Here is a 22,324-nt window from a genome sequence, read left to right as displayed (position 1 = left end):
CGACTACGAGGCTCTGCTGCCCTGGAGGCTCAAGCCCTCAACCGTCTAGCGGATACCGCCGGCGGCCGCAAGGGGCGCCCTTAAAAGACCGCTTACAAAAAAAACCCGGTAGATCTTGGGATCTGCCGGGTTTTCTCGAAATCTGTGGCGGAGAGAGGGGGATTCGAACCCCCGATGGGCTATTAACCCATACACGCTTTCCAGGCGTGCGACTTAAACCACTCATCCATCTCTCCGGGAAGTCCGCGATTATAGCAGAGCCGCTCCGGCTGTCCAGCGTCGCGCATGTGCAACGTATTACTCGCTCGCTCGGCCTCCTTTTCCGGACCTCAGGGACTTTGGCAGCAGGCGCAGCATGATTGCCAGGAAGAAGAGCGTCGACAGCGCGCCTTTCCCTTGCCAGCCGGAGAGCGAGTGGGAGCAGTAGAGAGGATGAGCAGGCCGACGAGGTAGCGGAATCTGACGACAGGTTGCTTGGCGGGGGGGCAGATTCGGCCGATGAGCCAGACGCGGCCGTAGGCGGCAGCGTAGTAGCCGAGCATGATGAGGAGAGCGCCCGTGAGGTGACGGATAACGGATGCGGCACAAGACGCCTCATCTATCGGGCTGTGCCGGCGATTGCTTTCCCCTCGGAGTAGTGGGGCACTGGCTGGACGATGCCAGTCACTCCAGCGCCTGCACCACCCGATTCCGCCCGCCTCGCTTGGCTTCATACAGCGCCTCGTCGGCGCGGCCGTAGGCGTGCTCGAACGGGCGGCCCTGCGGTGACCAGCTCACGCCGAAGCTGGCCGTGACCTCGCGGTTGACGGGGGCAGGGAAGCGATGCCCGGCGATGGCCTGGCGCATCTGGTCGGCCAGCGCGGCGGCCGCGTCGATCGTGAAGTCGGGCAGCAGCGCCGCGAACTCCTCACCGCCCATGCGACCGATCATGCCTTCCATGCGGACCGTGTCCTTCAGGCAGGCCGTGACGCCGCAGATCACCGCATCGCCTACGGGGTGGCCGAAGTCGTCGTTCAGGCGCTTGAAGTGGTCGATGTCGATCACGATCAGCGCCAGGCTGCCGCGCGCCAGCGCCGCCGTGGCACGGTCGATGACGGCGCCGCGGTTGAGCGCGCCGGTCAGTGTGTCGTGCGTGGCGCGGTATTCGAGTTCCTGGGCCAGTTCCTGCAACCGGTGGTTGAGCCGGTTCATTTCCAGCTCTTCACGGTCGCTGCGCCGGATCAGGCGGCGCGTCTCGCGCATCAGCCGCTCGTAGTAGCTGATGAGCTGGCCAAGGGTGTGACGATAGGCTTCCTCGCCCGCGTCGACATCGCAGAACACGGATCTGGCGTGGGCCAGAACGCTGTTCTCCGATTCGAACAGATCGGGCTCGGGCATGGCGGCGACGGTAGCGAGAGGGGGATTCAACTGCTGGTCGTCACTTCATCGATGAAGTCGATGGCGGGGAAATCGGCGTGCAGTTCCTGGCCGAACTCGAGGATGGTGTCGTCGTCCTCGTCGTGGAACCAGTGCAGGCGGATCTCGTTGCCACGCTCGGCGGCCTCGTTCAGCGCGTCGAACATGCTGAACAGCATCTTGGTGCTGGAGCTGTTGAAGTACGTCAGCGCGACGTTGACCGTGACGGACGCGCCATCGCAATCGGACAGGTACTTGCGCAGACGCGCTACGGCTTCGCCGTAGAACACGGCGGCATTCTCGGGGTAGGACTCACCCTTGAGCGAAAGAACGTGCCGCGTGAAGTCGAAGCTCACTTCGGGCGAGCTTGGCGTGGCGGCGATGAACAGGTTTTCCATGGCGGGCTCTTTCCGATGGGCTCAGATGGTGGCGACGAGCTGGAACATCGTCGAGACCGGATCGGAGTCGATCGGCTGAAAGTTGTACTCCAGAGGGGCGCTGGCATCGCGCGCCATCGTCAGGATGCCGAGACCGGCGCCTTTGCTGCCCTCCGGCACCTCGGCCCGCAGGGTTTCCTTGTAGGCGCGCTTGATCTCGTCGAGCGTCATGGTGCGCACGCGTTCCAGCGTGCCGCGCAGTTGCGCCACGCGTGCGGTGGACACCGGGTTCGAGCACATCAGGCGGTAGTGCTCGTCGACCATGCTGATGCAGACGGAGCCGTGGCGCAGATGACCGTCGGCTTGCGATGGCGATGTCAGCGAATCGGACGAGTAGTGCACGATGTTCTGCGCCATCTCCACGAACGACGAGAACAGCTTGCGGCGCGTGGCGCCGTCCACGCCGCTGACGGAAAGCTGCAGGCGCACCGCGTCGGACATCGCGGCGATGATGTTCTGCGAAAAATAGCCGACGTAGTAGAAGATCACGTTGCGTTCCCGAGCCATCGCGAAGAAGGGCTCATATTCATTGTCAATCGATTGTGCGGCGGTCATGTGTTGGCGAGTGGGCGCGGTGCAGCCGGATGGCGTCACGGCGCGCGGAAACAGAAGAAAGTCAGGTCGTCGCGTCGGCGCTGCGTGCCTTGCCAGTCCCGGTGCGCGTCCTGCACGGCCTGGCTGATCTGCGTCGCCGATGCGACGCGATTCGCGCAGATCGCCTCGCGCATCCGGCGCTTTCCGAAGGCGATTTCCTTTGGGCCGCCGATCTGATCGATCAGGCCATCGGTGGTGACAAACACCAGCGTGCCAGATGTGGTCGGAACGGCGCTGTTCTGCCATGTGAATGCCATGTCGGTATCGACGTAGCCGACACCCATGCGCGCGCCGTTGACCATCTCGCCTTCGGCGTCGGCGGGTTGCAGCACGAACAGCGATGACTTCGCGCCGGCGAAGGTCAGTTGGCGGGTGGCGTTGTCGAACCAGAAGAAGGCCGCGTCCATGCCGTCGTCGGATTCCGACGCGCTCGGTGATTCACGCGGCTCGCGGTCGTTCTGGCCGAGCATCTGCTTGATGCCGCGATTCACGGCCATCAGCAACGCGCCGGGGTCGCGTGGGCCGATCTGCTCGATGGCCTGCGTGAGTAGCGACGAGGCGATCAGCGTCATGAAGGCGCCCGGCACGCCGTGGCCGGTGCAGTCGGCCAGCGCCGCGAACCAGCCGTCCTCGAAGGCGGCAAAGTGGTAGAAGTCGCCGCCGACCACGTCACGCGGTTCCCATACCAGTGCCGCGTCGGGCAGCGTGGCGCCCAGCATCTCGCGCGAGGCGCGCAGCATCGCGCGCTGGATCGTGCTCGCATAGTCGATGCTGTGCATGATCTGGCGATTGCGCTCGGCCTGCATGTCAGCCACTACGCGCATCAGTTGCAGACCCTGCCCCAGGCCGATGTACTGGTCGTCGCGCGCGATGATGAATCCATCGGCCAGCGCCTTTTCACCGTATTCCACGGTTCGGAACGTCAGCGCGTCAATGCTCATGGCCGCGTCGACGATCAGCGGCTCCTTGTCCATGAACGCGATACAGCTTTTGCGGTTATAGAGCTCGCGATGGTATGGCTTGCTCATCTGCGAGAGGAAGATCGACCGGTTGATCAGGCCGATCGGCTTGCCTTGCTCGGTGACGGGCAGGCAGGCCAGGTCGCGATGGGCGGCAAAGACTTCCAGCACATCCTGGTTCGTCTGGTCGGTGGTGACAGACGGGGTCGGCATGGCCAGGTCTTCGGCGCATGGCTGTCGGAAGCGTGGACGGGCAGCGGAAGGGTCGACCAGTACGCCAGACATGACGGGAGGGACACTGTGTGGAAAGTGGCCCAGAGTCTAGGCAGGCTATATGACGAATCCGTGACGCTTCGGCCCCGAAGGCCAATGTTGCTTCCCTACTGGCGAGGGATGGCGGGCGTAGCGCTTTGAGGAGGGCGGGCGACCGTCAACCGCCACCGTTCGGGCCGACGGCGACCGCCGGCGCCGCTTCGGCCAATGCCGCGCACCCCATCACCCGGGCCAGCAGAGGCCAGCGTTGCGCGGCGGCCACTGTTTCTACTTCGACTTGCTGGTCGAAGTACTGCTGCGCGTCGAAGCCGTCGACATGTTGGGCCAGCATGTCGATATCGCTGTAGGCCGTGGCCGCCTTGCGGGACCCGATGGGTTTGCTCATTGCTGCTCCACCCAGACGCCGTCCGGTGTGTGAATCACATAGCCGTTGGTTCGTTTCATCGTCAGCGTGGCTTCGTTCTCGCCGACCATCTGGGTCTGCGGAAGATCCTCGACGTAGTGCGCCAGATCGGGCGCCCCCTGGCGGAACGGGCTGTCGGCCACGAGATTGAACACCAATTGTGACAATCCGAAGAAGCTCGTCGGGGCGTCGATGGTTACCGGCTGCGGCGTTTCCGTGGTGGGCAGGCCGACCAGTTTCACGCCCACGGGCACGTGGATGATGTTGGGAGTGGGAATCTCGCGCAGCCCCGAGATCTGGTTCTTGTCGCCGCGTAGCGCCGCGCCATGCTCGGGCACGAAGATCACCACCGCCTTGCGGCCGGACTTGCTGATGGTGTCGATGATCCGGTCGACATCGTCGAGCAACGTCTTCAGGCGCAGCGGGTAGGACTCGATGCTGGTCAGGCGCTTGTCGGGCAGACGATTGCCGTCGTGCAGCGTGACCGTGTTGTAGTAGAGCGCCACGGGGCCCTTGTCCTGCGCCAGGTGCTGCTTGTACCAGTGGTCAAAGGTATTGAAGTCGTCCAGGATCGGCGAGTCGTCGAAAGCGCGCATGGCCACCGGCACGCCTTCGGTCGACTCCATCTTCACGCCCTGAATGCCAATCTCGGTCTCCACGTAGGTGCGGAAGTTGTCGAAGCGGCCATCGTGGTTCATCAGGATGCGCGGCGTGAAGCCGGCCTGGGCCAGGTCGGCGAACAGGTGGCATTCGGCGGGCGCGGGGTCGTACAGGTCCTTGTGCGGCTGCTGGCCGCATGACGCGCGCAACAGGCGGATGGCGGCCGGGCCGCTATAGCTGGCGGCGGAACTGAAGTTCTTGAACAGGTAGTCGAAGCGCGACAGCAGTGGGTGATTGAGGCTCTTGGCCGCGTCGAGGTCGTCCCACGACAGCGAGCAGATGTGCAGCACGATGATGTCGAACTGTGCGTCAGGCGTTGCGGTGAGCGGCGAGAAGGTGGCGGTGCGCTGGGCTTCCTGCTGGCGGAACGCGGCCAGGATGGCGTCGTAGTTGTTGGTGGCGTTGATATCCGCGCGCGCCGATCCGGCGGATTGCGCCGTTGCTTGCTGAGCCTTCGCGCCCGGCAGCGTGATACCTGTGCCATACCAGATCGGCATGGCGATCAAGGCAAGCAGGACGAGCGTGGTGGTGCGAATCCATCGGTTGATCAGCAGGTACACCAGGACCACCAGCACCACGGCCACCACCATCTCCACCGGCACGAAGCGCTGGAATAGCTCCACCAGGTATCCGGGCGTGAAGGTGCGGATGTTGGAAAACTCCGTGAGCAGACGCGCGAACGGCGGCAGCGTGGATTCCCGCCACGCCAACGCCGCACCGGCGCCAATCGCGATGATCTGCCGCAGTACGCGCAGAATGCGCGACTCGAGCGGTATCACCAGCAGCAGGGCGAAGACCAGGTTCAGCAGCCATATCGGTTGCATCTGCCCGGTATGGAACAGGTAGATCTTGGCGAGGAAGTAGAGGTTCCAGAGTCCCATGGGGTCTCGCTTAGGGGTTCGGGGCGGTCAGGGCAGACGTGAGCGGCGTCGCGCGGTTACCAGCTCGACGGCATCGACGAAGGCGTCGTAGAGCCGCAGCAGACCCTGATAGCCCATTTCAACGACTTCCTTGAAGCTGCGCAGCGGGGCATCGACGCGCTCGTCGTCGAGCCAGTCGATCCACGCGTCGGCACGGCCGAACGTGCACTGGATTAGCTGTGCTTCGCGCTCGACGCTCAGATCGTCCATGCGCACCCCAAGGTGGCGATTGATATTGCGCGTGACCACGGCGGGGAAGTGATAGGTTCGTGAGCCGCGCGACAGACATACGCCAACCGGCGCGCCTTCGACCAATGGCACGTCGATCGGCAGCACCATGCCCAGGCCGCCCATCGAATAGTTCTCGGTCTTGCACGCGATCGTGCGGCCATCGGGCAGCAGCAGAGTGGCCGGCACGCGCATCGGGATACGGTGCGATACGCGCACCTGCCGTGCCTCGCGGGCCACGCCCACGGCAGCGCCGAGCATGATGAGGTTGAACGTTGCCCATCCCATGTTCATCAGCACAGTGGCCGGCTCTTCGGTGCCCCAGAACAGCAGGCGGAGCACGCCGAAGACAAGGCCGGCCACGTTCAGCGCCAGCAGTACCAGATAGGGCTTGGAGATGGTCCAGTCCAGATAGTCGTCGGCAATCTGCCCGCCCTTGGCCGTTACGTTGAACTTGCCGGCGCGCGGATTGATAAAGGCCACCGTGGTGGGCAGCACGATGTACCACGCCAGCACGGACTCGTAGACCTCCGCCCAGAACGAATGTCGGTAGCGACCCTGAAGCCGCGAGTTGGTTACGTTGGCGATCAGCAGGTATGGCAACACGTAGGCCATGATCATCAGCGCCGACGTATTGATCACGTGCAGCCCGAAGTACAGATACGCGATCGGCATGGTCAGGAAGATCAGCCGTGGAATGCCGTAGAAGAAGTGCAGCATCGCATTGCTATAGCAAAGGCGCTGGAACAACGTCAGGCCCTTGCCAAGCAGCGGATTGTCCAGGCGGAAGATCTGCGCCATGCCGCGTGCCCACCGGATGCGCTGGCCGATGTGGCTGGACAGGCTTTCGGTGGCCAGCCCGGCGGCCTGCACGGTACGCAGGTATGCGCTGTTGTAGCCACGGCGGTGTAGTTTCAGTGCGGTGTGCGAGTCCTCGGTGACGGTCTCTACCGCGATGCCACCGATCTCGAGCAGCGGCGCGCGCTTGATTACCGCGCAGGAGCCGCAGAAGAAGGTGGCGTTCCAGAGGTCATTGCCGTCCTGGATCAGGCCGTAGAAAAGGCTGCCTTCATTCGGCACGCGCCGGAAGGTGTCGAAATTGCGTTCGAACGGATCGGGCGAGAAGAAGTGGTGGGGTGTCTGGACCAGCGCGCACTTCGGATCGTCCAGGAACTCGCCCATGGTCATCTGCAGGAACGAGCGCGTGGGGATGTGGTCGCAGTCGAAAATCGCGATGTAGTCCCCGCTGGTGCGCGGTAGCGCCTGATTGATATTGCCGGCCTTGGCGTGGCGATTGTTGTCGCGCGTGATGTAGCCCACGCCCGCCGCTTCGGCGAACTCGCGCATCGCGGGCCGGTGGCCGTCGTCGAGGATGTAGACGCGCAGCTTGTCGGGGGGCCAGTCCATGCTGCGTGCCGCGTACACCGTCGGCTGGACCACGGCGAGTGATTCGTTGTACGTCGGGATGAAGACATCGACGGTAGGCCATAGGGACGAGTCGGCCGGCAGCGGCTTTGGCTTGCGATGCAGCGGCCAGGCGGTCTGCAGGTAGCTCAGCGCGAGCACCAGCCACGTGTAGCACTCGGCTGCGTAGAGCAGATAACCGATCACGGCCTCGGTCGTGGTGGCGAACTGCAGCGTCTGTGTGGAGCGCCACCAGATATAACGCACGGCCATCAGCATGGAGACGGCGATCATCGTGATCGTGGCCAGCCGCCCAGGAATGCGCCGCACGACGATCAGTATGGCCCAGACCACGGCGAACATCAGCATCTGGCTCGCGAACGTCAGCGGCGTGGTGCCGATGACGACGGTGGCGATGGCTGCGATGACCATGGAGATCGGCAGGACGAATGGAATACGCCCGACCTGCGCGGCAAGCGACTCGAGCGAATAGGCCACTCGATTCCAGTCCGGTCGAGGCAGGATCGACAAGAACTGGTGGTGCAGTCGCGATGTCGTATTCCAGACGGGCTCGAGTACCCGATCGAGCCAGCGGCGCAGCCAGCTGTCGCGCTCCGGCTCGGTCATCGAACGTTGTTTGCGTGGATCGGCCGCCAGTCGAAATCGAGGTCTTGGGGGGCGGATAAACAGGCGCCACATCCACGTGCCTGTGCCCTGGCGCTTGCCGATGCCGAGCCGGGTCATGGCGCGTCTGTGAACCTGCGCGGCCCATTCCGCCGGGATGTCGCGCTTGCCCGGTCGCGGCGGACGAAAGAACAGGCGGAGCAGCCAGTTGCCGGCATTCGCGGCGCGCGTCACGCCGAGCGCCCGCGCCACGCGGTCGCGGGCGCCGGAGAACAGTTCGCTTAGCGAGAAGCCGCGCGCGCTCATGGCCGGGACTCCTGTGTGGCGGCTTCGAGCCATGCCGACAACCACGACGCCAGGCCATTCATGTCATGCGCGGCCTGCGAGTGCGGCGTGCTGCGGCAGAAACTCTCGCTGCGGGCCAGCGCCTCGGCCACGCTGCTGTCGTCATGCACGTGATAGGGCAGCATGGCCTGTCCGAGCATGGCCTGCAACAGCGCGACGATATCGACATGAAGTTGCCGCGCAGGCTGCAGCCGCGTAGCCACATAGCGGGCGGTCTTGTCTTGCGCGGTCAGCGCGTCGGCCAGTCGGCGCAGCGTCAGGCAGGTCTCCGGTTGCGCCGGGGCCAGGACAAGCACCAGATCGGCGGCTGCGATGGCCTGATCCGCAAGTGGCGATGGCCAACGCGCGCAGTCGATCAACGTTACCCCGCGCGGTGGCAGATCCACCTGCGCCAGCAGGCGGCCGAGCCAGTCGGGCGCGGCGTTTGCCAGCGCGGCGGGGGCGCCGCCGCTGCCCCAGGGCACGAACAGCACGTCATCATCGCTGCGTTGTCCGGCGCGTGCCCACGCGCCAGGGGTCGGTGCGTCGAGATAGTCACCGAGGCCATCCTCGGGAATTTCTCTCATCCCGAAGTGAAAGCCGAGCACGTTGGCGGGATCGCATTCCAGCGCCAGCGCCGGGTGCTTGCGCTGGGCCAGCAGCGAGGCCAGTTCCGCCGTCAGCGTGCTGCGGCCAGCGCCGCCCGTGGTGGAGACGATGGCCACGGTATTCATAACTGGTCTCCACCGCCGATACGGCGCTTGCCACGTATCACCAGGGCGTCGAGTTGCGGTGGTAGTCGCACGCTGCGACGGGGCCGTGGCGCGGTCCAGCGTGGCAGCCAGCGCAGCAGGTCAAAGCGCCACGTCAGCCACGCAAGCGGTGCCGCCAGAATCAGTCCCCAGACGAAGTAGCCGAGAAAGATGGGCATGGGTCAGCGTAGTGGTTTGAGCGGCACGGGATGGTGTCGCGGCAGGTCGCGTGGGCCACCGCCGCCTTGTGCCCGGCGAGGCGCGATCAACGGCAAGGTCTGTGCCGGGGCCGGGGCCGGTGTCGTTGGGGATGCCTCCGTTGGTGCATCCGACGGTTCCGTGTGGCTCGATGGTTCCTGGGCCAGCCAGCGCGTGTAGTCGGGAGGCGGATAGGCCTGAATGTCGGCCTCCAGTTCGCTCAGCGTCGCGGCGATTGATTCGTTGTCGCCGCTGCGCAGATCACCCTGGAACATATCGGCCATCGGACGCTGGAACACGCGCGCGCATACGGCGTCAACATCGTCCAGCCGGCAGGCGAAGAAGAACGCGTACACGCTATCACTGCCCGCGGTGCAGAGGTCGCCGGCGCGATTCATATGGCAGGCGCGCAGCGCATCGATATGCGCAACTTCGGGCAGCAGCGGCAGTTGCAGCAATACGTGTGGCAGCCGGATCAGGCGGCTGCGCTCCACCGCATCGCGCACCAGAGACAGGAACGTGTCGGGCGTCACGTAGCCGGTGGCCGACGTTGTCAGCACGGCCGAAAGGGCGCTGTGATAGTCGGAGAGGATCGGTCGCGAGAATACCTGACCCTGCAACGCGTCGATCATCGCCTGCATTCGCGCGAACGGCGTGCGTTGCGCTACCACGGCATTGGCGCCGAGGTTGAGCATCAGCAGCTCATAGTGCTGGCGCATGGCCTCACGGTCCTCGCGGATCACGATCTTGAGTGCGCGGCCCGCGCTACGCCGCAGGCGGTGCACCTGGCTGGCCAGCAGTTCCAGGTCACGGCTGCCCGAATAATGCAGGATCACGGTCGCGGCCACGGACTGGCTGGCCGTGGCGACGGCGGCTTCGTTGCTGTCAACGATGCGCCAGTTCTCGGGAATGAAGCGCTCGCGCAGCACCGCGTCGCGGCTGACGATCACGCGGTCTTCGTCGGGCGCCAGCATTCCCGCTTCCTCGATCTGGTCGCTGTAGGTGTCGGACGCCACCATCAGCCGCTGCTCGTGCGGCGCGAAGCGAAGCCGCAAGACCTCGCCGGCCACCACCGACTGCTTGTCGCGCCAGAACGCCACTTCCCAGGTGTACTGCCCCTGCTGCTGGGAAAGTTGCGCCGCACCGGCAAAACGGCCGTGGAAGGCCTGCAGGTCGGGCGGCGATTGTCCCGGCGCCAGTGGTGGCGGCGCGACCACGAGCAGCACGCCGCAGCGTTCTTTCGCGCACCAGTCGTTCAGGCGAACGCCTTGGCTCGCCAGGGCAACCGCATCCTGCCAGCTGAAAAATGCTTCGGCGCCTTCGATCAGGAACATCGTGCCCCGCGCGCCGCATTGATCGGTGAGTGCCTGAAGCGCGTCGATCAGGGCATCGATGCCGTCGCGGCCGGGTTGGGCACGCAAGGCACAGAGATTGGCGCGCGAATGCAGCGCGCGATTGACGTCGATATCGAGCCCATGCTCGCGGAGTACCTTGGCGATGCCCTCGGCATCACGCGTCGAGAGCACACTGGCGGGTCCGCGTAGCGCGACGGCGGCGGTTTGCCAGAAGAACGCATCGCGTGCGGGCGAGGGCTGCGCGTACACCACGTGCGCGCGGCCGCTGGCCAGCGTGCCGAGCGCTGGCGCCAGCCCTTCGATCGCGAGCAGGGTGCGCGCCTGCAGCCGCGCCAGCAGCGGTTTGCGAGAGGGGCGGGGGGCAGAGTGTTCGACGTCGTTCATGACAGAACCCGATAGCTCAGTATGTCGCTCAGTAAGTCGAATAGGGCCGCACTGGCGCGGGCGGGTACGGCACCGGGTCTTTCCGCTTGTCGAACAGATACCGGAGCCAGGCCATGGCACGGTTCGGCGCGTAGTCGCGTGACCGGTCGATCGAGAATGCCGCGCCAACCACCCAGTGCGGCGCGAGCGTGTATTCGATCGTCGCGCCCAACGTGTAGCTGAAGCCACCGCCCGAACCGCCCTTGTAGATCGCGTTGCCGCTCATCGCCTGCAGGTCGGGGCGGGTCGGGAAGTACGGCGCGTCGTTCTCGTAGGTGAATGACCACCCTGCCGAGCCAAGGAAGCGCCACGACCACTTGTGATATCGCCCGGTCCAGTCCAGCGGGATGCCGAACGACACATAGCGTTGGGGGCTGTAGTAGCCGCCATGTCCAAACGTATAGAACCGCTGGTTGTCGGAGTAATGCCAGTAGTTGAGCACCAGGCCGCTGGACACCCTCTGGTCTCTAGCCATGTAGACCGGCACGTCGAACCCGGTGCGCACGGTGATCTCGCGATTGGTCTTCACGTTGTCACCAGTGTAGAGGCCGGCGCCGACGTCGGCAAACAGGCCAACGCGTCCCACGTCACGCGCATAGCGCAAGTGGACGCCGTTGCGCACGATGCCGCCCCAGTGCTCCCCGGTGACCGGATCAACGGCCCCGGCGTACGAGATCAGCGAACTCGTCACGGCCCGCCGCGAGATGTCCGCGCTGAACGACGAAACGCCGAGGTCGGCGCGATAGCGGAAGCCGCCAACCACGTTCTGCTCGGTGAAACCAAGCGGCGTGGTGCCGATATCGGCGCGCCAGCTGTTGTACGCGCCATCGTATTCGTAGCCGGCGGCCAGGGCCACACCCTTGTCGGTCTGGCCGATCGGCCCGAGCCCGGCGTTGCCGAGCGCCGGAATCTTGCCGAAGGGCAGGTCACTGACCGATCGATTGGCTTGCAGCGTACCGGCATTGAGCAGCACGGTATCCGCGTGGAAAAAATAGTGGCCCGTATAGCCATTTGGAATGCGCACATAGAGCGGAATCTCGGTGGCGTTCAGCTTGGAGATGCCGTCGTCGCCGGACTTGTTCGACTGCAACACGGCCGTTGCCACTTCGCCCTGGCGACGTGCCTCCAGGCCCGCCAGCGCGCGCTGCGCGGGCGTGCCCTCGGGGCCCGGGAGCACGCTCTCGCTCTGCTCCAGCCCAAGTGCGGTGCGATAGATTTCCGCCGCATCGTTGTAATCACCGCGCGACTGGGCGATGCGGCCGCGCTGCACGGTGATATCGGCGCGATTCGGGAAGCGGGCGTCGAGCGCATCGACGACGGCATCCGCTTCGTCCTCGCGCCGCAGCGCGGTGAAGCGCCGCGCCACAGAGAGGCGTGTGTCGATATCGTCCTCGGGCGCTTCGGCCAGCACCGTGCGCACGATGTCGAGCGCCTCGTCGGTGCGGCCCATGCGTTCGTATTGCCGCGCCAGCGTCAGTTGCGCGCCGGCGTCGTGCGGATCGGTGGCCAGCACCTGACGCGCCGCATCGGCCGCGCCCTTGAAGTCGCCATGGGCCTCGCGCAGGTCCGCGAGCTCCAGCAGCCAGCGACGGTCGCGTTGCTGTGCTTCGGGCACTGCATACAGGGTGTCGCGCGCGCCGTTGAAGTCGCCTTCGGCGATCCGCCGATCGGTCTCGCGGATGGCCAGTCGCAGTGATTGGTCGGCGAAGCTGGCACGTTGTTCGTCGGTGATGCCGGGCAGGGCGGTCGAATCGGCGATCCACTGGCGCAATGCTTCGTCGCGATCGGCCGCCGCCAGCAATTCGCCATAGCGCAGGCGGATGTCGAGACGCGGGTCCTCCGGGTGCGCGGCCAGCCAGTCGCTGACCAGATGCAAACCGGTCTCCGGCTCGCCGAGCGCGATCCATTCGCGTCCGATCGACGCCAGCATGTGCGGATCGTTCTGGGCCTCCTGCGCGGCCTGACGCAGCAGGGCGCGTGCCTCGTCGTCGTGTCCCTCGGCAACGCGCAGCCGGGCTTCGCGCAGCAAGCGCTGGGCGGCCAGGTTATGTCCCAGGTTCCTCATCCCCTCCGAGCGCTCGGCATCCGGCACGGCGGCCAGCACCGTAGTGGCCGCGTCGATGTCGTCCACGCTGTTCAGGTAAAGCGCCGTCGCATAGCGCATCTCGCTCGTCGGCGCGGCCTTGAGACCGTCGTCCATGACGGTGCGGCCCAGCGCGGGCAGTCCCAGGTCGCGATAGAGTCGGGCCAGCGTGAAGCGTGTCCAGGCGTCGTCGGGCTGCAGCCGAACCGATGCCTCCAGGTTGGCGATGGCGGGGCTGCGCTTCTGCTGCGCCAGCAGCCGTTCCGCCTGCACGGAAAGCAGGTCGGCACGCATCGCGCGCATTTCGCTCTCCGAGCCTTTCATGCGCGGCTCGACGCTGGCGATCAGCGGGTCGATTTCGGCATCGCGATGTTCCTTCTGCAGAAGTTCGACCAGCGAGCGCAGCGCGCCCATGTCGGGTTTGGGGCGGGCCAGCATCTTGCGCAGCAGCGCCTCGGCTTCGGCATCCTTGTTCTGCGCGATCAGCGCGTCGGCCAGGATGCCTTCCGCGCTGTCGTTGCCAGGCTGCTGCGCCAGTGCCTTGCGAGCCAGTGCTTCCGCTTCAGCCGGCTTGCCTTGCTTGTTCGCGTCGCGTGCCTTGGAGATCATGCCCCAGAACGTCGCCGTGGCCATCAGGCTGCGCCATTTGTTGCTCGGGTCGAGCTGCTGCGCACGTGCGAACAGTTCGCGCGCCTCGTCGTGCCGGCCTTCGCGCAGGCGCACGAGTCCGAGCCCGCCCACCACTTCCGCATCGTTCCGCCGCTTTTGATACGCCTTTTGCAGGGCGATGTCGGCCTCACTGAGCTGGCCACGCTCGAGCTGTGCCAGCCCGCGTTGCCGGGCCTGATAGGCGGGGTCGGCCTGCAGCCGCTTCTGCTCCTCTACTTTCTTGCCAAGATCGGCGAGCGTCTGCCGCGCGGCGTCGTCGTCGGGCACTTCCTTGAGGTAGCGCTCGAACCAGACGTAGTAGGCCGGGTCATCATTCACGCGGTAAAGCGTGCGCCGCCAGATGTCGAGCGCGGTCTTGCGGTCGCCATCAGGGCGCTGCGTGATGCGGTAGAGGATGCCGATACCTTCCTGGCGGGTGCCGGCGCGGTCGGTCAGCAGATCGCCCAGTGCGAGCTGCAGTGCCATGTCGTTGGGGTTCTGGCGCGTGCGGCTGCGGAGTTCGCTGATGGCCCGCGTGCGGCCATCCGGCGTGCCGGAGAGGATGCGGTAGTAGTCACGTGCCAGATCGCCACTGGGCGCGCCGCGCGGGAACAGTAACAGCAGCCGCTTCACGGCTTCCTCGTCCTTGCCAGATCGCGACAACAACCGGATGGTGGCCATCTCGCGCTTGTCGCGCGTGGCGATCCGATAGGCGTCCTCGAGTTCGAGTGTCGCGGCGCTGCCCGGCGCGGTCTGCCGCAACTTGGCCAGCAGCTTGCCGGCTTCGGCGGGGCGGTTCGAACGGATCTCGATCAGGCCCATCAGCTTTAGCGCCTCGGGCTGGTTCGGGTCGATCAGCAGTGCCTTTTCCAGGATGCCGCGCGCCATATCGGTGCGGTTCTTTGCCTCCCACATCTTGGCGGCGGCAAGCAACTGCGCCATCTGCGCGGATGTGGCAGGCGGCGACACACCTGCCGCTGGCGCAGGATCGGCCGCGAAGGCCGGCAAGGCGGAACTGGCCAGCAACAGCGCCAGCGTGGGAGCTAGCGTGTGGCGGGGCATGTGGATTTCCAGGCCGGCACCAGAGTGCCGTCCGCTTCGAAGCGGAAATGTCCGTCAAGATGGCCCAGGCCGAACAGCGCCAGCACCTGGCTGTAGTAGCCGGCGGGCTTCTGCGCGGCCAGGTCGCGGGCGCGCTGCGCCTGCGCGCGCGCGTCATCGGTCTGTCCCAGGGCGGCAAGGTAGGGCGCGATGGCTGCCGAGAAGCCACCGTTGCCGCTGTTCGGCCCGAACGTGCCCGACTGGGTATCGACCCGCTCGGGCGGATACCCTTGCTTGCGGACGTAATCGGCCATCGGGCGGAACGCCTGGAGCACCGAAGTGCGCAGCGGATCGCGCGGCGCCATCATGCCGGCCCAGAGATAGACCCGGATCGCGTTATATGAGCCGCCTGCCTGAGTCTGCGTGTCGGGCCGGAAGCCTCGACCCTTGTGATACTCCACCCAGTCAGGCGAAAAGCCGTGCGGCGCCGTGTTCATGATCAGCCGGGCCGAGGTATCGACCAGCGTTTTCCAGCTGCTGTCCTCGCCCGGCATGGCTGCCAGCCGCCGCATGACCTGCAATGACACATAACTCGGATTCAGGCGCCAGACATCGGGCGACGTGTGGAATCCAGTGGGCCCGGGCAGCAACGTGCGGCCGAGTCCGGGCAGCACCGCTGTTTCCTCGCGCAGGGCGCGGCGCGCCAACAGCGTTCCAAGCGCCGTGAAGCGGCGCTCGTTCCAGAGACGGCCGGCTTCGAGCAGGGAGTAGGCGATCCACAGGTCCGCGTCCGATGCCGGATTGGCGTCGATGACACCCCAGGTGCCTGCGTGCTCGCCCTCGGTGCGCTTGCCCCAGATCCACGCGGGCAGATGGGCCGTCAGGTCGCCTTGCGCGAGGTTGTTCTCGGTCCAGGTCAGCAGCTTGTCGAAGGTGGCGCGGTCGTTGGCCACGAGCGCGAAGAACAGCGCATACGACTGGCCTTCGGAGACCGTCACCTGCTGGTCGGTGCTGTCGTCGATCACGCGGCCGTCCTGGCTGATTGTGCTGCGCCGGAAGGCATCCCAGTCGGGCCACGCGCAGGTGGCCGCGGCACTGGTCAACACCGTGCCGGCCAGCGTGCATACGACGGTAGCCCGCAACAGCCAGGCCATTGCCCGACGCATGTCAGCCTCCGTTGCGGCGTGCCGCCAGTCGGCTCAGCGCCCAGAACAGCGTCAGCGCCACGATCAGGCCGGCAATGATGCCCGCGATCGCCAGGAGCGCCGGATGCCCGGACAGGCGCATCCACAAGCGGCCATACCAGGGCAGGCTGCCGACGTAATACCGTTCGCCCAGGCGCAGGCCTTCCAGGTCCCGATGGTGAATCACGGTCAGGTCGCCGCGGATCTGCGCCACTCTGCCGGGGTCCTCGAGCACATCGAGTACATCGCGCAGACGCTCGTCGGCCGTGGCCGTCAGCGCGACGATGCTGTGCTGCGCCTTGAACGGCGATTCGAAGCCGATCAGCGCGGCCAACGGGCCATCGGCGGTCAGGATCGCGCGCCCGGCAGGCGAAACGTCGACGTCGTCGGTGCCGCTGAGCCAGTTCGACCATGCGTGCGAGCGTTGGTCGCGCAGCGTGATCTCGGTCTTGCCGCGCTCGATCATCAAGGGCAGCGACTTGCCCCAGCCGGTCAGGATCTGCGCCGCGCTGCCGGTGCCGATGATGACGAGGTTCCGGTCCTTGACGGTGTCAATGGCCTTGGCAGGCGCCACGGCCACGCGCAGAGATGGCAGGCCGGTCCATTTGCCCATGTGGCCGAGCATGGTCAGTGCGGCTTCCTGATCGATGGTGGTGGGTGCGTCGGGCACCACCACGGCGGTATCGGCCAGATCGGCCAGGCGCGTGAACGGATAGCCACTATTGGCGAAGAACGCCAGGTTGGGCAAGGCGGCGTAGTGTGAGAAGCCGCTGAAGTCGATCGACGAATCCGGGTCCACCGCCGCGCGCGCCACGTTGGTCGCCGTCGACGCGCACAGGCCGGTCTTCTGCGAGTCCATACTGAAGCGGAACTGCATCTGGTTGTTGCTGCCGACGCGGAACGCGGGGATCAGGATGTCGCTGCTGGCCGAGACACTGCCGCCGGACAGCAGCGGCACGCTGACGAGGTTCTCGTCGCCCTGCGTGGTCAGCGGCTTGAGGCGATACGAGCGCACGAGCTGGTCGTTGATATCGACGCTGAGCACTGAATCGTTGTACGTCGAGGGCGCGGTGTAGCGGTACTTGATGCTGAGCGGCACGGAGCGGTCGTTCCAGCCGAACAGGTCGGCCGGCACGCGCAAATTAACGCGGATGGCATCCGGGCTGGCGCCGGCCACCTGGAGCTGCTGCGGATCGGTGACGAGTTCCTTGAACAAGACTGGGCGATCCACCGGGGCCCACGCTGGCGCGTCATAGGGCTGGCGCGGCTTGCCCAGGTCCACGGCCTGCACGCCGGTGCTGGCGCCGGCCATGGCGGCCTTGCCCATGACCAGCGCATTGGCGGCCAACTGCAATTCTTCCGGATTGCGCCCGGCCAGCACCAGCAGCTTGCGCGCGGGGTTTGCGGGGTTCGGCATGACGCGTACCGAGGCGCCTTCGATCTTGTCGATACGAAGACCGTCCGGCATGGCGTTGGGCATCACCAGTGCGATCGCGTGCGCATCGCCGGGCGCGGTGCGCGACACCGGGAAACGGAGCTCGCGATAGCTCGCCAGCGCGCCGAGCCACGAAGCCACGACGCCAGCGGCGCGCAGCACGGCAGGATCAGTATTCGCAGGCAGCACAAACGGCACGGTGACGCGGTTGTTGTCGCGGCGGTCGAAGAACGGCGCGGGCAGCAACGCCAGGTTGTCCGGCAGCGTCACGTTGGCCTTGCTCAGCGTCAGCGTGGTGCTCGGACTGATATCGGCCCACAGGCTTGAATGGAACGGGTCTTCGCAATGATCGAGCGTGTAATGCGCGATCATCTGCACGTTGATGCGGTTGAAGTCCGTGAAGTAGCGCGGGTCCAGATCCACTTCGCGCGTGACCTGTTGCCCGGCGTGCTCCTGATCCAGCGGAATCGTTGCCACTACCTCATCGTTGAGGCGAATCTTCAGGTGCGAGAGCGGAAAGACGAGCGCTGGCGAATAGGTGAAGACCAGCTTGAGCCGGGCCGCGGTGACCACTTCGTCGAGGCGGACGCCCACGTTCAGTGTGTGGTCCGGGTCCACGCCGCGCAGCGGAATCGGATAGTTGGCCCCCATCTGGGCGAGTGTCAAAACCTGGGTGCGGGTGACCAGCGGAGAAGCCGCTGTCGCGCCCGGCGAGGGCGGGGGTGCTGCGGCGGGTGAAGAGGCCGCGACCTGGGCGGCCGACTGGCCAGGAATCGTCGAGATCAGGAAGGCCGTCGCCATGGCGGCAATCCGCGTGCAGCCACATCGCAGGCCTGACTCCAAATTCGTCATATAGGGCGCCCTGTAGGAGTGGCACGGCGAAGGCACGTGAACGCAATGCCGATGTCGCGCACTGAAGTTTCGCGTGACGAATATATCACGCTGTTTTTCGTCTGCTGCATGGCAATGCACGCTAGATCAATGAATTAAAAAATATTCAATACAGGCCGACTTTGTCGTTGAAATAGTTTTAGGCGCGCGTCTTGCCGAAGTCACATCGACGGAGGGGCGATGCCGCGACGACATGCCAAAATTGCATAAAGGCAGCCCGCGCCATGTGAAAGAATTCACTTCACAATCTTCCTTGCCCAAATATTGACCATGTCTGAAACAGTCGTTTTCCTGAATGGGGAATTGCTCCCCCTGTCCGAAGCTCGCGTGCCCGTGCTCGATCGCGGGTTTATCTTCGGTGATGGCATCTACGAGGTGATTCCGCTCTACAACGGCAAGCCGTTCCGTGGTGCTCAGCATCTGGCGCGCCTGCAGCGCAGCCTTGCCTCGATCGGCATCCCCAACCCCTATTCGGAGACCGAATGGCTGGCGCTGATCGACCGCGTGGTCAAGGCCAACGGCCTGGGCGACCAGATGGTCTACATGCAGGTGACGCGCGGTGTGGCCAAGCGGGCCCACGCATTCCCGAAGGAAGTCACGCCGACCGTGCTGATCATGACCAACCCGATGGCCCTGCCGCCGGCGGCATCGGTGGAGCAGGGTGTGGCCTGCGTGACGATGGAAGACCGCCGCTGGCTCAACTGCCAGATCAAGTCGACCTCGTTGCTCGGCAACGTGCTAGCCGCTCAGGTGGCCGCCGAGGCAGGCGTGACCGAGGCGATCCAGTTTCGCGATGGCAATCTGACCGAAGCGTCATCGTCGAACGTCTGGCTGGTCAAGGATGGCCGCGTCTACGCGCCGCCCAAGGACAACCTGATCCTGGAAGGCATCCGCTATGGCCTGATGGAAGAGCTCTGCGCGGCGATGGACATCCCGTTCGAGGCCCGTCGCATCACGCGCGACGAGGTGTTCGCCGCCGACGAAGTCCTGCTGTCGTCGGCCAGCAAGGAGCTGTTGCCGGTGGTGACAATCGATGGCAAGACCATCGGTGCGGGCAAGCCCGGCCCGGTGTTCCAGCGCCTGTTTGCGGCGTATCAGGCAGCCAAGTCGGCGCTATGACAAGCGTCATGTCCCTGCGGTGGTCGCGTGCTAGGATGGCGCGCACGAACCACCGAAAGGAGGCTGCTCATGGCCAAGCGCGAGCGCAGCCGGCATGCCATCAAGGAAGAGGTGAGCCGGCGCATTCATCAGATCGATGAGGTTGCCGACGATGGCGCGCATATCCGGGTACCCGACCCCGAGCCGCACGAGCGCGACGCGTGGGGTCGTAACTGGGACATGGACTATTTCGGCAATGCGCGCGGATACGAGGCATCGATCCGCAGCGTGGTCGATGACGTACGCGACGAGTTCGATCTCGTCGACGATCCCGTAACAAGGGTGCCGAACCCCTTCGGCGACTAAGCGGGGGCGAAATCCCTAGTGCATCAACCCTGGCCAGGACGGCTGGGGTTGCCATCTCTCGATGGACGCGGCCGGCAGTGGCTGGGCGAACAGGAATCCCTGGCCTACGTGACAGCCTTGGTCGAGCAGGAACTGTCGCTGGAGTGCGCTGGTGACCCCCTCGGCCACCACGTTCAGATCCCGCGCGCGGCCAATCCGGATCACGGCCTCCACCAGGGTGCGCGTGGCCTCGCTGGTCTCCAGATCCACCAGGAAACTGCGGTCGAGTTTGATCTCGTCGACTGGCAACTGCATGAGCCGGCTCAGGCTCGAAAATCCCGTTCCGAAATCGTCGATCGACAGGCGCACGCCAAGCTTGCGCAGGGCTGCGATTGTGGCCTCCGCTTCGGAGGTGTGATCGAGGAACACGCTTTCCGTGATCTCGATGGTCAGTTCGCCGGCGGGCAGCGCGTGCGTTCGCAGGGCCTGCGCCACCACGTCCGGCAGCGCTGGGTCACGGATCGATAGCGGCGAGAGGTTGACGGAGATGGCCGGCACCGCGGCGCCGAGCCGTCGCCAGCGTGCCTGCTGCGCACATGCTTCGCGCACGGCCCAGTATCCGAGCGCCACGATCAATCCGGATTCTTCGGCCAGCGGCACGAACACCGTGGGCGCGATGTCGCCGCGGTGCGGATGCGGCCAGCGCGCCAGCGCTTCCACCGCCCAAAGGTTGCCCGAAGCCAGATGGATCTGAGGCTGGTAGCGCATCTGCAACTGGCCGCTGCCGATGGCTTCGCGCAGCTCGCATTCGAGCATGCGCCGATCGCCAAGGCGTCGCGCCAGCACGGCGTCATACACACAGATCTGGTTGCCGAGGTCCGGGCCGCTGCGCTTCCTGGCCTGGCAGACCGCAAGGTCGGCATGATGCAGCAGCGTTTCGCGGTCGCGCGCCTGCTCGGTCAGCATGCTGATGCCGATGCTGGCCGAAGGCGAAAGGCTCAGGCCGTGTGCGACGGTAATCGGCGGATCGAGCGCGCGCAGTAGCTCATCGGCGATGGCCAGGGCCTCGTCACGCCCGTGGCCCGGTAGCAGTACGGCGAACTCATCCCCTGACAACCGGCCGACGGTGGCATCCCGCGAGTGTTCGGCAGTGGCGAACTGCAGCCGTGATGCCACTTCGATCAGAAAGCGGTCGCCGGCGCCGTGACCCTGCACGTCGTTGACGCGCTTGAAGTTGTTCAGATTGATGAACAGCAGGGCGAGCGGGGTGCCATGGGCGTTGGCGCGCGCCACGGCATCGTCGGCGCGGGACAGCAGCAACTGGCGATTCGGCAGGCCGGTCAGCGCGTCGTAGTACGCCAGGCGGTGGATGCGCTCCTGGGCCTGGTCGCGCACCAGCGCCAGCGCGCAGAGGTCGGCGGCAACACCCACCAGGTTTTCGTGGAACCCGTCCGGCAGGCGTGGCTCGTTGAAGCACAGCGCGAACGTGCCCAGCACACGCCCGTCAGCGGCACGCACGGGGGTGGACCAGGTGGCGGCCATGCCGGCGGCAAGCGCCGGTTCGCGTAGCGTTTCGCAGCGCGGGTCCTGAGCGATGTCGTCGACGGCCACGGCGTGGCCGAGGAAAGCCGCCGCGCCGCAGGAGCCTGACTGCAGGCCGATCTGCAGGCTGTCGAATGCGGCAAGCAGTTCAGGGGTGGCAGATGGCATCGCCACCAGCCGCAAATGGCCGTTGGAGACGCGCATGACAGCGGCCTTCGTGCCCGGTGCCATTCTTTCCACGCGACGGCACAGATCATTCATGATCTGCGCGGTCGGCAGGTCGCGCGCCAGGGCGTCCAGCGTGCGGTGCTGGATCGATTCGCGTACCTTGGTTGCCGTGATGTCGGTCAGGACCCAGACCGTGTTGACCAGTCCGCCACTTTGCGTCGACGCCATGATCGGACTGACCGCGACCGATAGCCAGCGCGGCTGCCCGCTCTTGTCGGGCACCAGTGCTTCATTGCGCAGCGGCAGGCCGGCCGCCAGTGGCGCCAGCAACGACGGGATCTGCGCCGGCCGCGCGTTGATCGGCATGAGCAGATCCTGCCAGCGGCGGCCTACCGCCTGATGCCGCGCGTAGCCGAGCAGACGCGTGAAGCCACCGTTCAGGTGGCAGATCGTGCCGTGGGCGTCGGTGATCATGACCGGGTTTTCGGCGTGGTCGAGGCACAGCGAGAGCATACGCAGCCCCGGCGGGCTCAACGTGGCGCTGGGCTCGTTGCCGGTGCTGGCGTCGTCATGCAGGAAAGCGGCGAACTGCTTCGCAGGCACTCCTGGGTTGGAGGCGCCATCCGTGCCGAAGATGGTGATGTGCAGTCGCACATGACGCACGGTGCCATCGGCGCGTGCGATGGCGAGGTTCTGACCGCTCTGGCCATTGGCCACGCGCAGATCGCCAAGCGCCAGGACGGACGCGCACTGGCCTAGCACGGTGGTTCGTTCCAGACCCCACAATGCCTCCGCTGCGGCATTGAAGAGGGTGATCTGGTTGCGTGCGTCGACCGCGACCACGGCATCGATCGCCTGTTCCAGCGCCTGGGTACGCATTATTTTTTGACTATCTCGTTCTTGTCGGGTGTTACGTGCGCGACCAGGTGTTGCCTGGTCT

At 65.6% G+C, this 22,324-nt stretch carries 16 protein-coding genes and 1 tRNA gene; 2 read left to right on the top strand and 15 right to left on the bottom strand.

The features are described from left to right. Window positions 1–145: 145 nt before the first annotated feature. From RN01_RS11000 to bcsB, 14 genes are all read right to left on the bottom strand, one after another. A tRNA-Ser gene (locus RN01_RS11000) sits at window positions 146–236 on the bottom strand. Between the two features lie 427 nt (window positions 237–663). After that, entirely contained in the window at window positions 664–1,377 is a 714-nt protein-coding gene (locus RN01_RS10995) for a GGDEF domain-containing protein (protein ID WP_017515510.1), read from the bottom strand. A 26-nt stretch (window positions 1,378–1,403) separates the two neighbouring features. After that, window positions 1,404–1,793 carry a DUF1987 domain-containing protein gene (locus tag RN01_RS10990; protein WP_017515511.1) on the bottom strand — a complete coding sequence of 130 codons (390 nt, stop codon included), beginning with the start codon at window positions 1,791–1,793 and terminating at the stop codon, window positions 1,404–1,406. 21 nt (window positions 1,794–1,814) lie between these two features. Next, window positions 1,815–2,387, bottom strand: coding sequence for a SiaB family protein kinase (locus RN01_RS10985; protein ID WP_008642446.1), 573 nt, complete (start codon window positions 2,385–2,387; stop codon window positions 1,815–1,817). A 35-nt stretch (window positions 2,388–2,422) separates the two neighbouring features. Next, on the bottom strand, window positions 2,423–3,598 hold the full coding sequence (locus tag RN01_RS10980) for a SpoIIE family protein phosphatase (protein ID WP_024570388.1): 1,176 nt from the start codon (window positions 3,596–3,598) through the stop codon (window positions 2,423–2,425). A gap of 217 nt (window positions 3,599–3,815) precedes the next feature. Continuing rightward, complete coding sequence (gene bcsR / locus RN01_RS10975; RefSeq protein ID WP_017512799.1) at window positions 3,816–4,043, bottom strand: BcsR/BcsP family cellulose biosynthesis protein; 228 nt, start codon at window positions 4,041–4,043, stop codon at window positions 3,816–3,818. Then, window positions 4,040–5,602, bottom strand: a complete 1,563-nt coding sequence (gene bcsG / locus RN01_RS10970) for a cellulose biosynthesis protein BcsG (RefSeq protein WP_017512798.1) — start codon at window positions 5,600–5,602, stop codon at window positions 4,040–4,042. The genes bcsR and bcsG overlap by 4 nt, the downstream gene beginning before the upstream one ends. Before the next feature lie 27 nt (window positions 5,603–5,629). Beyond that, window positions 5,630–8,203, bottom strand: coding sequence for a UDP-forming cellulose synthase catalytic subunit (bcsA, locus tag RN01_RS10965; protein ID WP_024570387.1), 2,574 nt, complete (start codon window positions 8,201–8,203; stop codon window positions 5,630–5,632). Beyond that, on the bottom strand, window positions 8,200–8,955 hold the full coding sequence (gene bcsQ / locus RN01_RS10960; protein WP_017512795.1) for a cellulose biosynthesis protein BcsQ: 756 nt from the start codon (window positions 8,953–8,955) through the stop codon (window positions 8,200–8,202). The genes bcsA and bcsQ overlap by 4 nt, the downstream gene beginning before the upstream one ends. Next, window positions 8,952–9,152 carry a hypothetical protein gene (locus RN01_RS10955; RefSeq protein WP_017512794.1) on the bottom strand — a complete coding sequence of 67 codons (201 nt, stop codon included), beginning with the start codon at window positions 9,150–9,152 and terminating at the stop codon, window positions 8,952–8,954. The genes bcsQ and RN01_RS10955 overlap by 4 nt, the downstream gene beginning before the upstream one ends. 3 nt (window positions 9,153–9,155) lie before the next feature. After that, window positions 9,156–10,910, bottom strand: a complete 1,755-nt coding sequence (gene bcsE, locus RN01_RS10950; RefSeq protein ID WP_017512793.1) for a cellulose biosynthesis protein BcsE — start codon at window positions 10,908–10,910, stop codon at window positions 9,156–9,158. A 28-nt stretch (window positions 10,911–10,938) separates the two neighbouring features. Then, window positions 10,939–14,742 carry a cellulose synthase subunit BcsC-related outer membrane protein gene (locus tag RN01_RS10945; RefSeq protein ID WP_024570386.1) on the bottom strand — a complete coding sequence of 1,268 codons (3,804 nt, stop codon included), beginning with the start codon at window positions 14,740–14,742 and terminating at the stop codon, window positions 10,939–10,941. Next, complete coding sequence (gene bcsZ / locus RN01_RS10940; RefSeq protein WP_017513317.1) at window positions 14,724–15,887, bottom strand: cellulose synthase complex periplasmic endoglucanase BcsZ; 1,164 nt, start codon at window positions 15,885–15,887, stop codon at window positions 14,724–14,726. Before bcsZ ends, RN01_RS10945 begins: the two co-directional genes overlap by 19 nt. Window position 15,888: 1 nt before the next feature. Beyond that, window positions 15,889–18,141: a cellulose biosynthesis cyclic di-GMP-binding regulatory protein BcsB gene (gene bcsB / locus RN01_RS10935; protein ID WP_017513318.1), complete on the bottom strand. Its 2,253-nt coding sequence runs from the start codon at window positions 18,139–18,141 to the stop codon at window positions 15,889–15,891. Window positions 18,142–18,501: 360 nt separating this feature from the next. Here bcsB and RN01_RS10930 point away from each other — a divergent pair, with 360 nt between their 5' ends. Next, on the top strand, window positions 18,502–19,350 hold the full coding sequence (locus RN01_RS10930; RefSeq protein WP_024570384.1) for a D-amino acid aminotransferase: 849 nt from the start codon (window positions 18,502–18,504) through the stop codon (window positions 19,348–19,350). Between the two features lie 69 nt (window positions 19,351–19,419). Further along, window positions 19,420–19,695 carry a hypothetical protein gene (locus tag RN01_RS10925; RefSeq protein ID WP_008651922.1) on the top strand — a complete coding sequence of 92 codons (276 nt, stop codon included), beginning with the start codon at window positions 19,420–19,422 and terminating at the stop codon, window positions 19,693–19,695. A gap of 15 nt (window positions 19,696–19,710) precedes the next feature. Here RN01_RS10925 and RN01_RS10920 read toward each other — a convergent pair whose 3' ends face one another. Next, window positions 19,711–22,263, bottom strand: a complete 2,553-nt coding sequence (locus RN01_RS10920; RefSeq protein ID WP_052261171.1) for an EAL domain-containing protein — start codon at window positions 22,261–22,263, stop codon at window positions 19,711–19,713. Window positions 22,264–22,324 lie beyond the last annotated feature (61 nt).

The sequence above is a fragment of the Cupriavidus sp. SHE genome (assembly GCF_000812445.1).
Classification (GTDB): Bacteria; Pseudomonadota; Gammaproteobacteria; order Burkholderiales; family Burkholderiaceae; genus Cupriavidus; species Cupriavidus metallidurans.
Note: the sequence above shows the minus strand (reverse complement) of the source record. Positions and strands in the feature narration are given on the sequence as shown.

Excerpts from the sequence above, each read along its gene's own strand:
- bcsQ (WP_017512795.1), bottom strand. The coding sequence starts at position 8,955 with ATGAATACCGTGGCCATCGTCTCCACCACGGGCGGCGCTGGCCGCAGC.
- bcsE (WP_017512793.1), bottom strand. The coding sequence starts at position 10,910 with ATGAACGACGTCGAACACTCTGCCCCCCGCCCCTCTCGCAAACCGCTG.
- RN01_RS10990 (WP_017515511.1), bottom strand. The coding sequence starts at position 1,793 with ATGGAAAACCTGTTCATCGCCGCCACGCCAAGCTCGCCCGAAGTGAGC.
- RN01_RS10955 (WP_017512794.1), bottom strand. The coding sequence starts at position 9,152 with ATGCCCATCTTTCTCGGCTACTTCGTCTGGGGACTGATTCTGGCGGCA.
- bcsB (WP_017513318.1), bottom strand. The coding sequence starts at position 18,141 with ATGGCGACGGCCTTCCTGATCTCGACGATTCCTGGCCAGTCGGCCGCC.
- RN01_RS10995 (WP_017515510.1), bottom strand. The coding sequence starts at position 1,377 with ATGCCCGAGCCCGATCTGTTCGAATCGGAGAACAGCGTTCTGGCCCAC.
- RN01_RS10920 (WP_052261171.1), bottom strand. The coding sequence starts at position 22,263 with ATGCGTACCCAGGCGCTGGAACAGGCGATCGATGCCGTGGTCGCGGTC.
- bcsG (WP_017512798.1), bottom strand. The coding sequence starts at position 5,602 with ATGGGACTCTGGAACCTCTACTTCCTCGCCAAGATCTACCTGTTCCAT.
- bcsZ (WP_017513317.1), bottom strand. The coding sequence starts at position 15,887 with ATGCGTCGGGCAATGGCCTGGCTGTTGCGGGCTACCGTCGTATGCACG.
- RN01_RS10985 (WP_008642446.1), bottom strand. The coding sequence starts at position 2,387 with ATGACCGCCGCACAATCGATTGACAATGAATATGAGCCCTTCTTCGCG.
- RN01_RS10945 (WP_024570386.1), bottom strand. The coding sequence starts at position 14,742 with ATGCCCCGCCACACGCTAGCTCCCACGCTGGCGCTGTTGCTGGCCAGT.
- RN01_RS10930 (WP_024570384.1), top strand. The coding sequence starts at position 18,502 with ATGTCTGAAACAGTCGTTTTCCTGAATGGGGAATTGCTCCCCCTGTCC.
- bcsR (WP_017512799.1), bottom strand. The coding sequence starts at position 4,043 with ATGAGCAAACCCATCGGGTCCCGCAAGGCGGCCACGGCCTACAGCGAT.
- bcsA (WP_024570387.1), bottom strand. The coding sequence starts at position 8,203 with ATGAGCGCGCGCGGCTTCTCGCTAAGCGAACTGTTCTCCGGCGCCCGC.
- RN01_RS10925 (WP_008651922.1), top strand. The coding sequence starts at position 19,420 with ATGGCCAAGCGCGAGCGCAGCCGGCATGCCATCAAGGAAGAGGTGAGC.
- RN01_RS10980 (WP_024570388.1), bottom strand. The coding sequence starts at position 3,598 with ATGCCGACCCCGTCTGTCACCACCGACCAGACGAACCAGGATGTGCTG.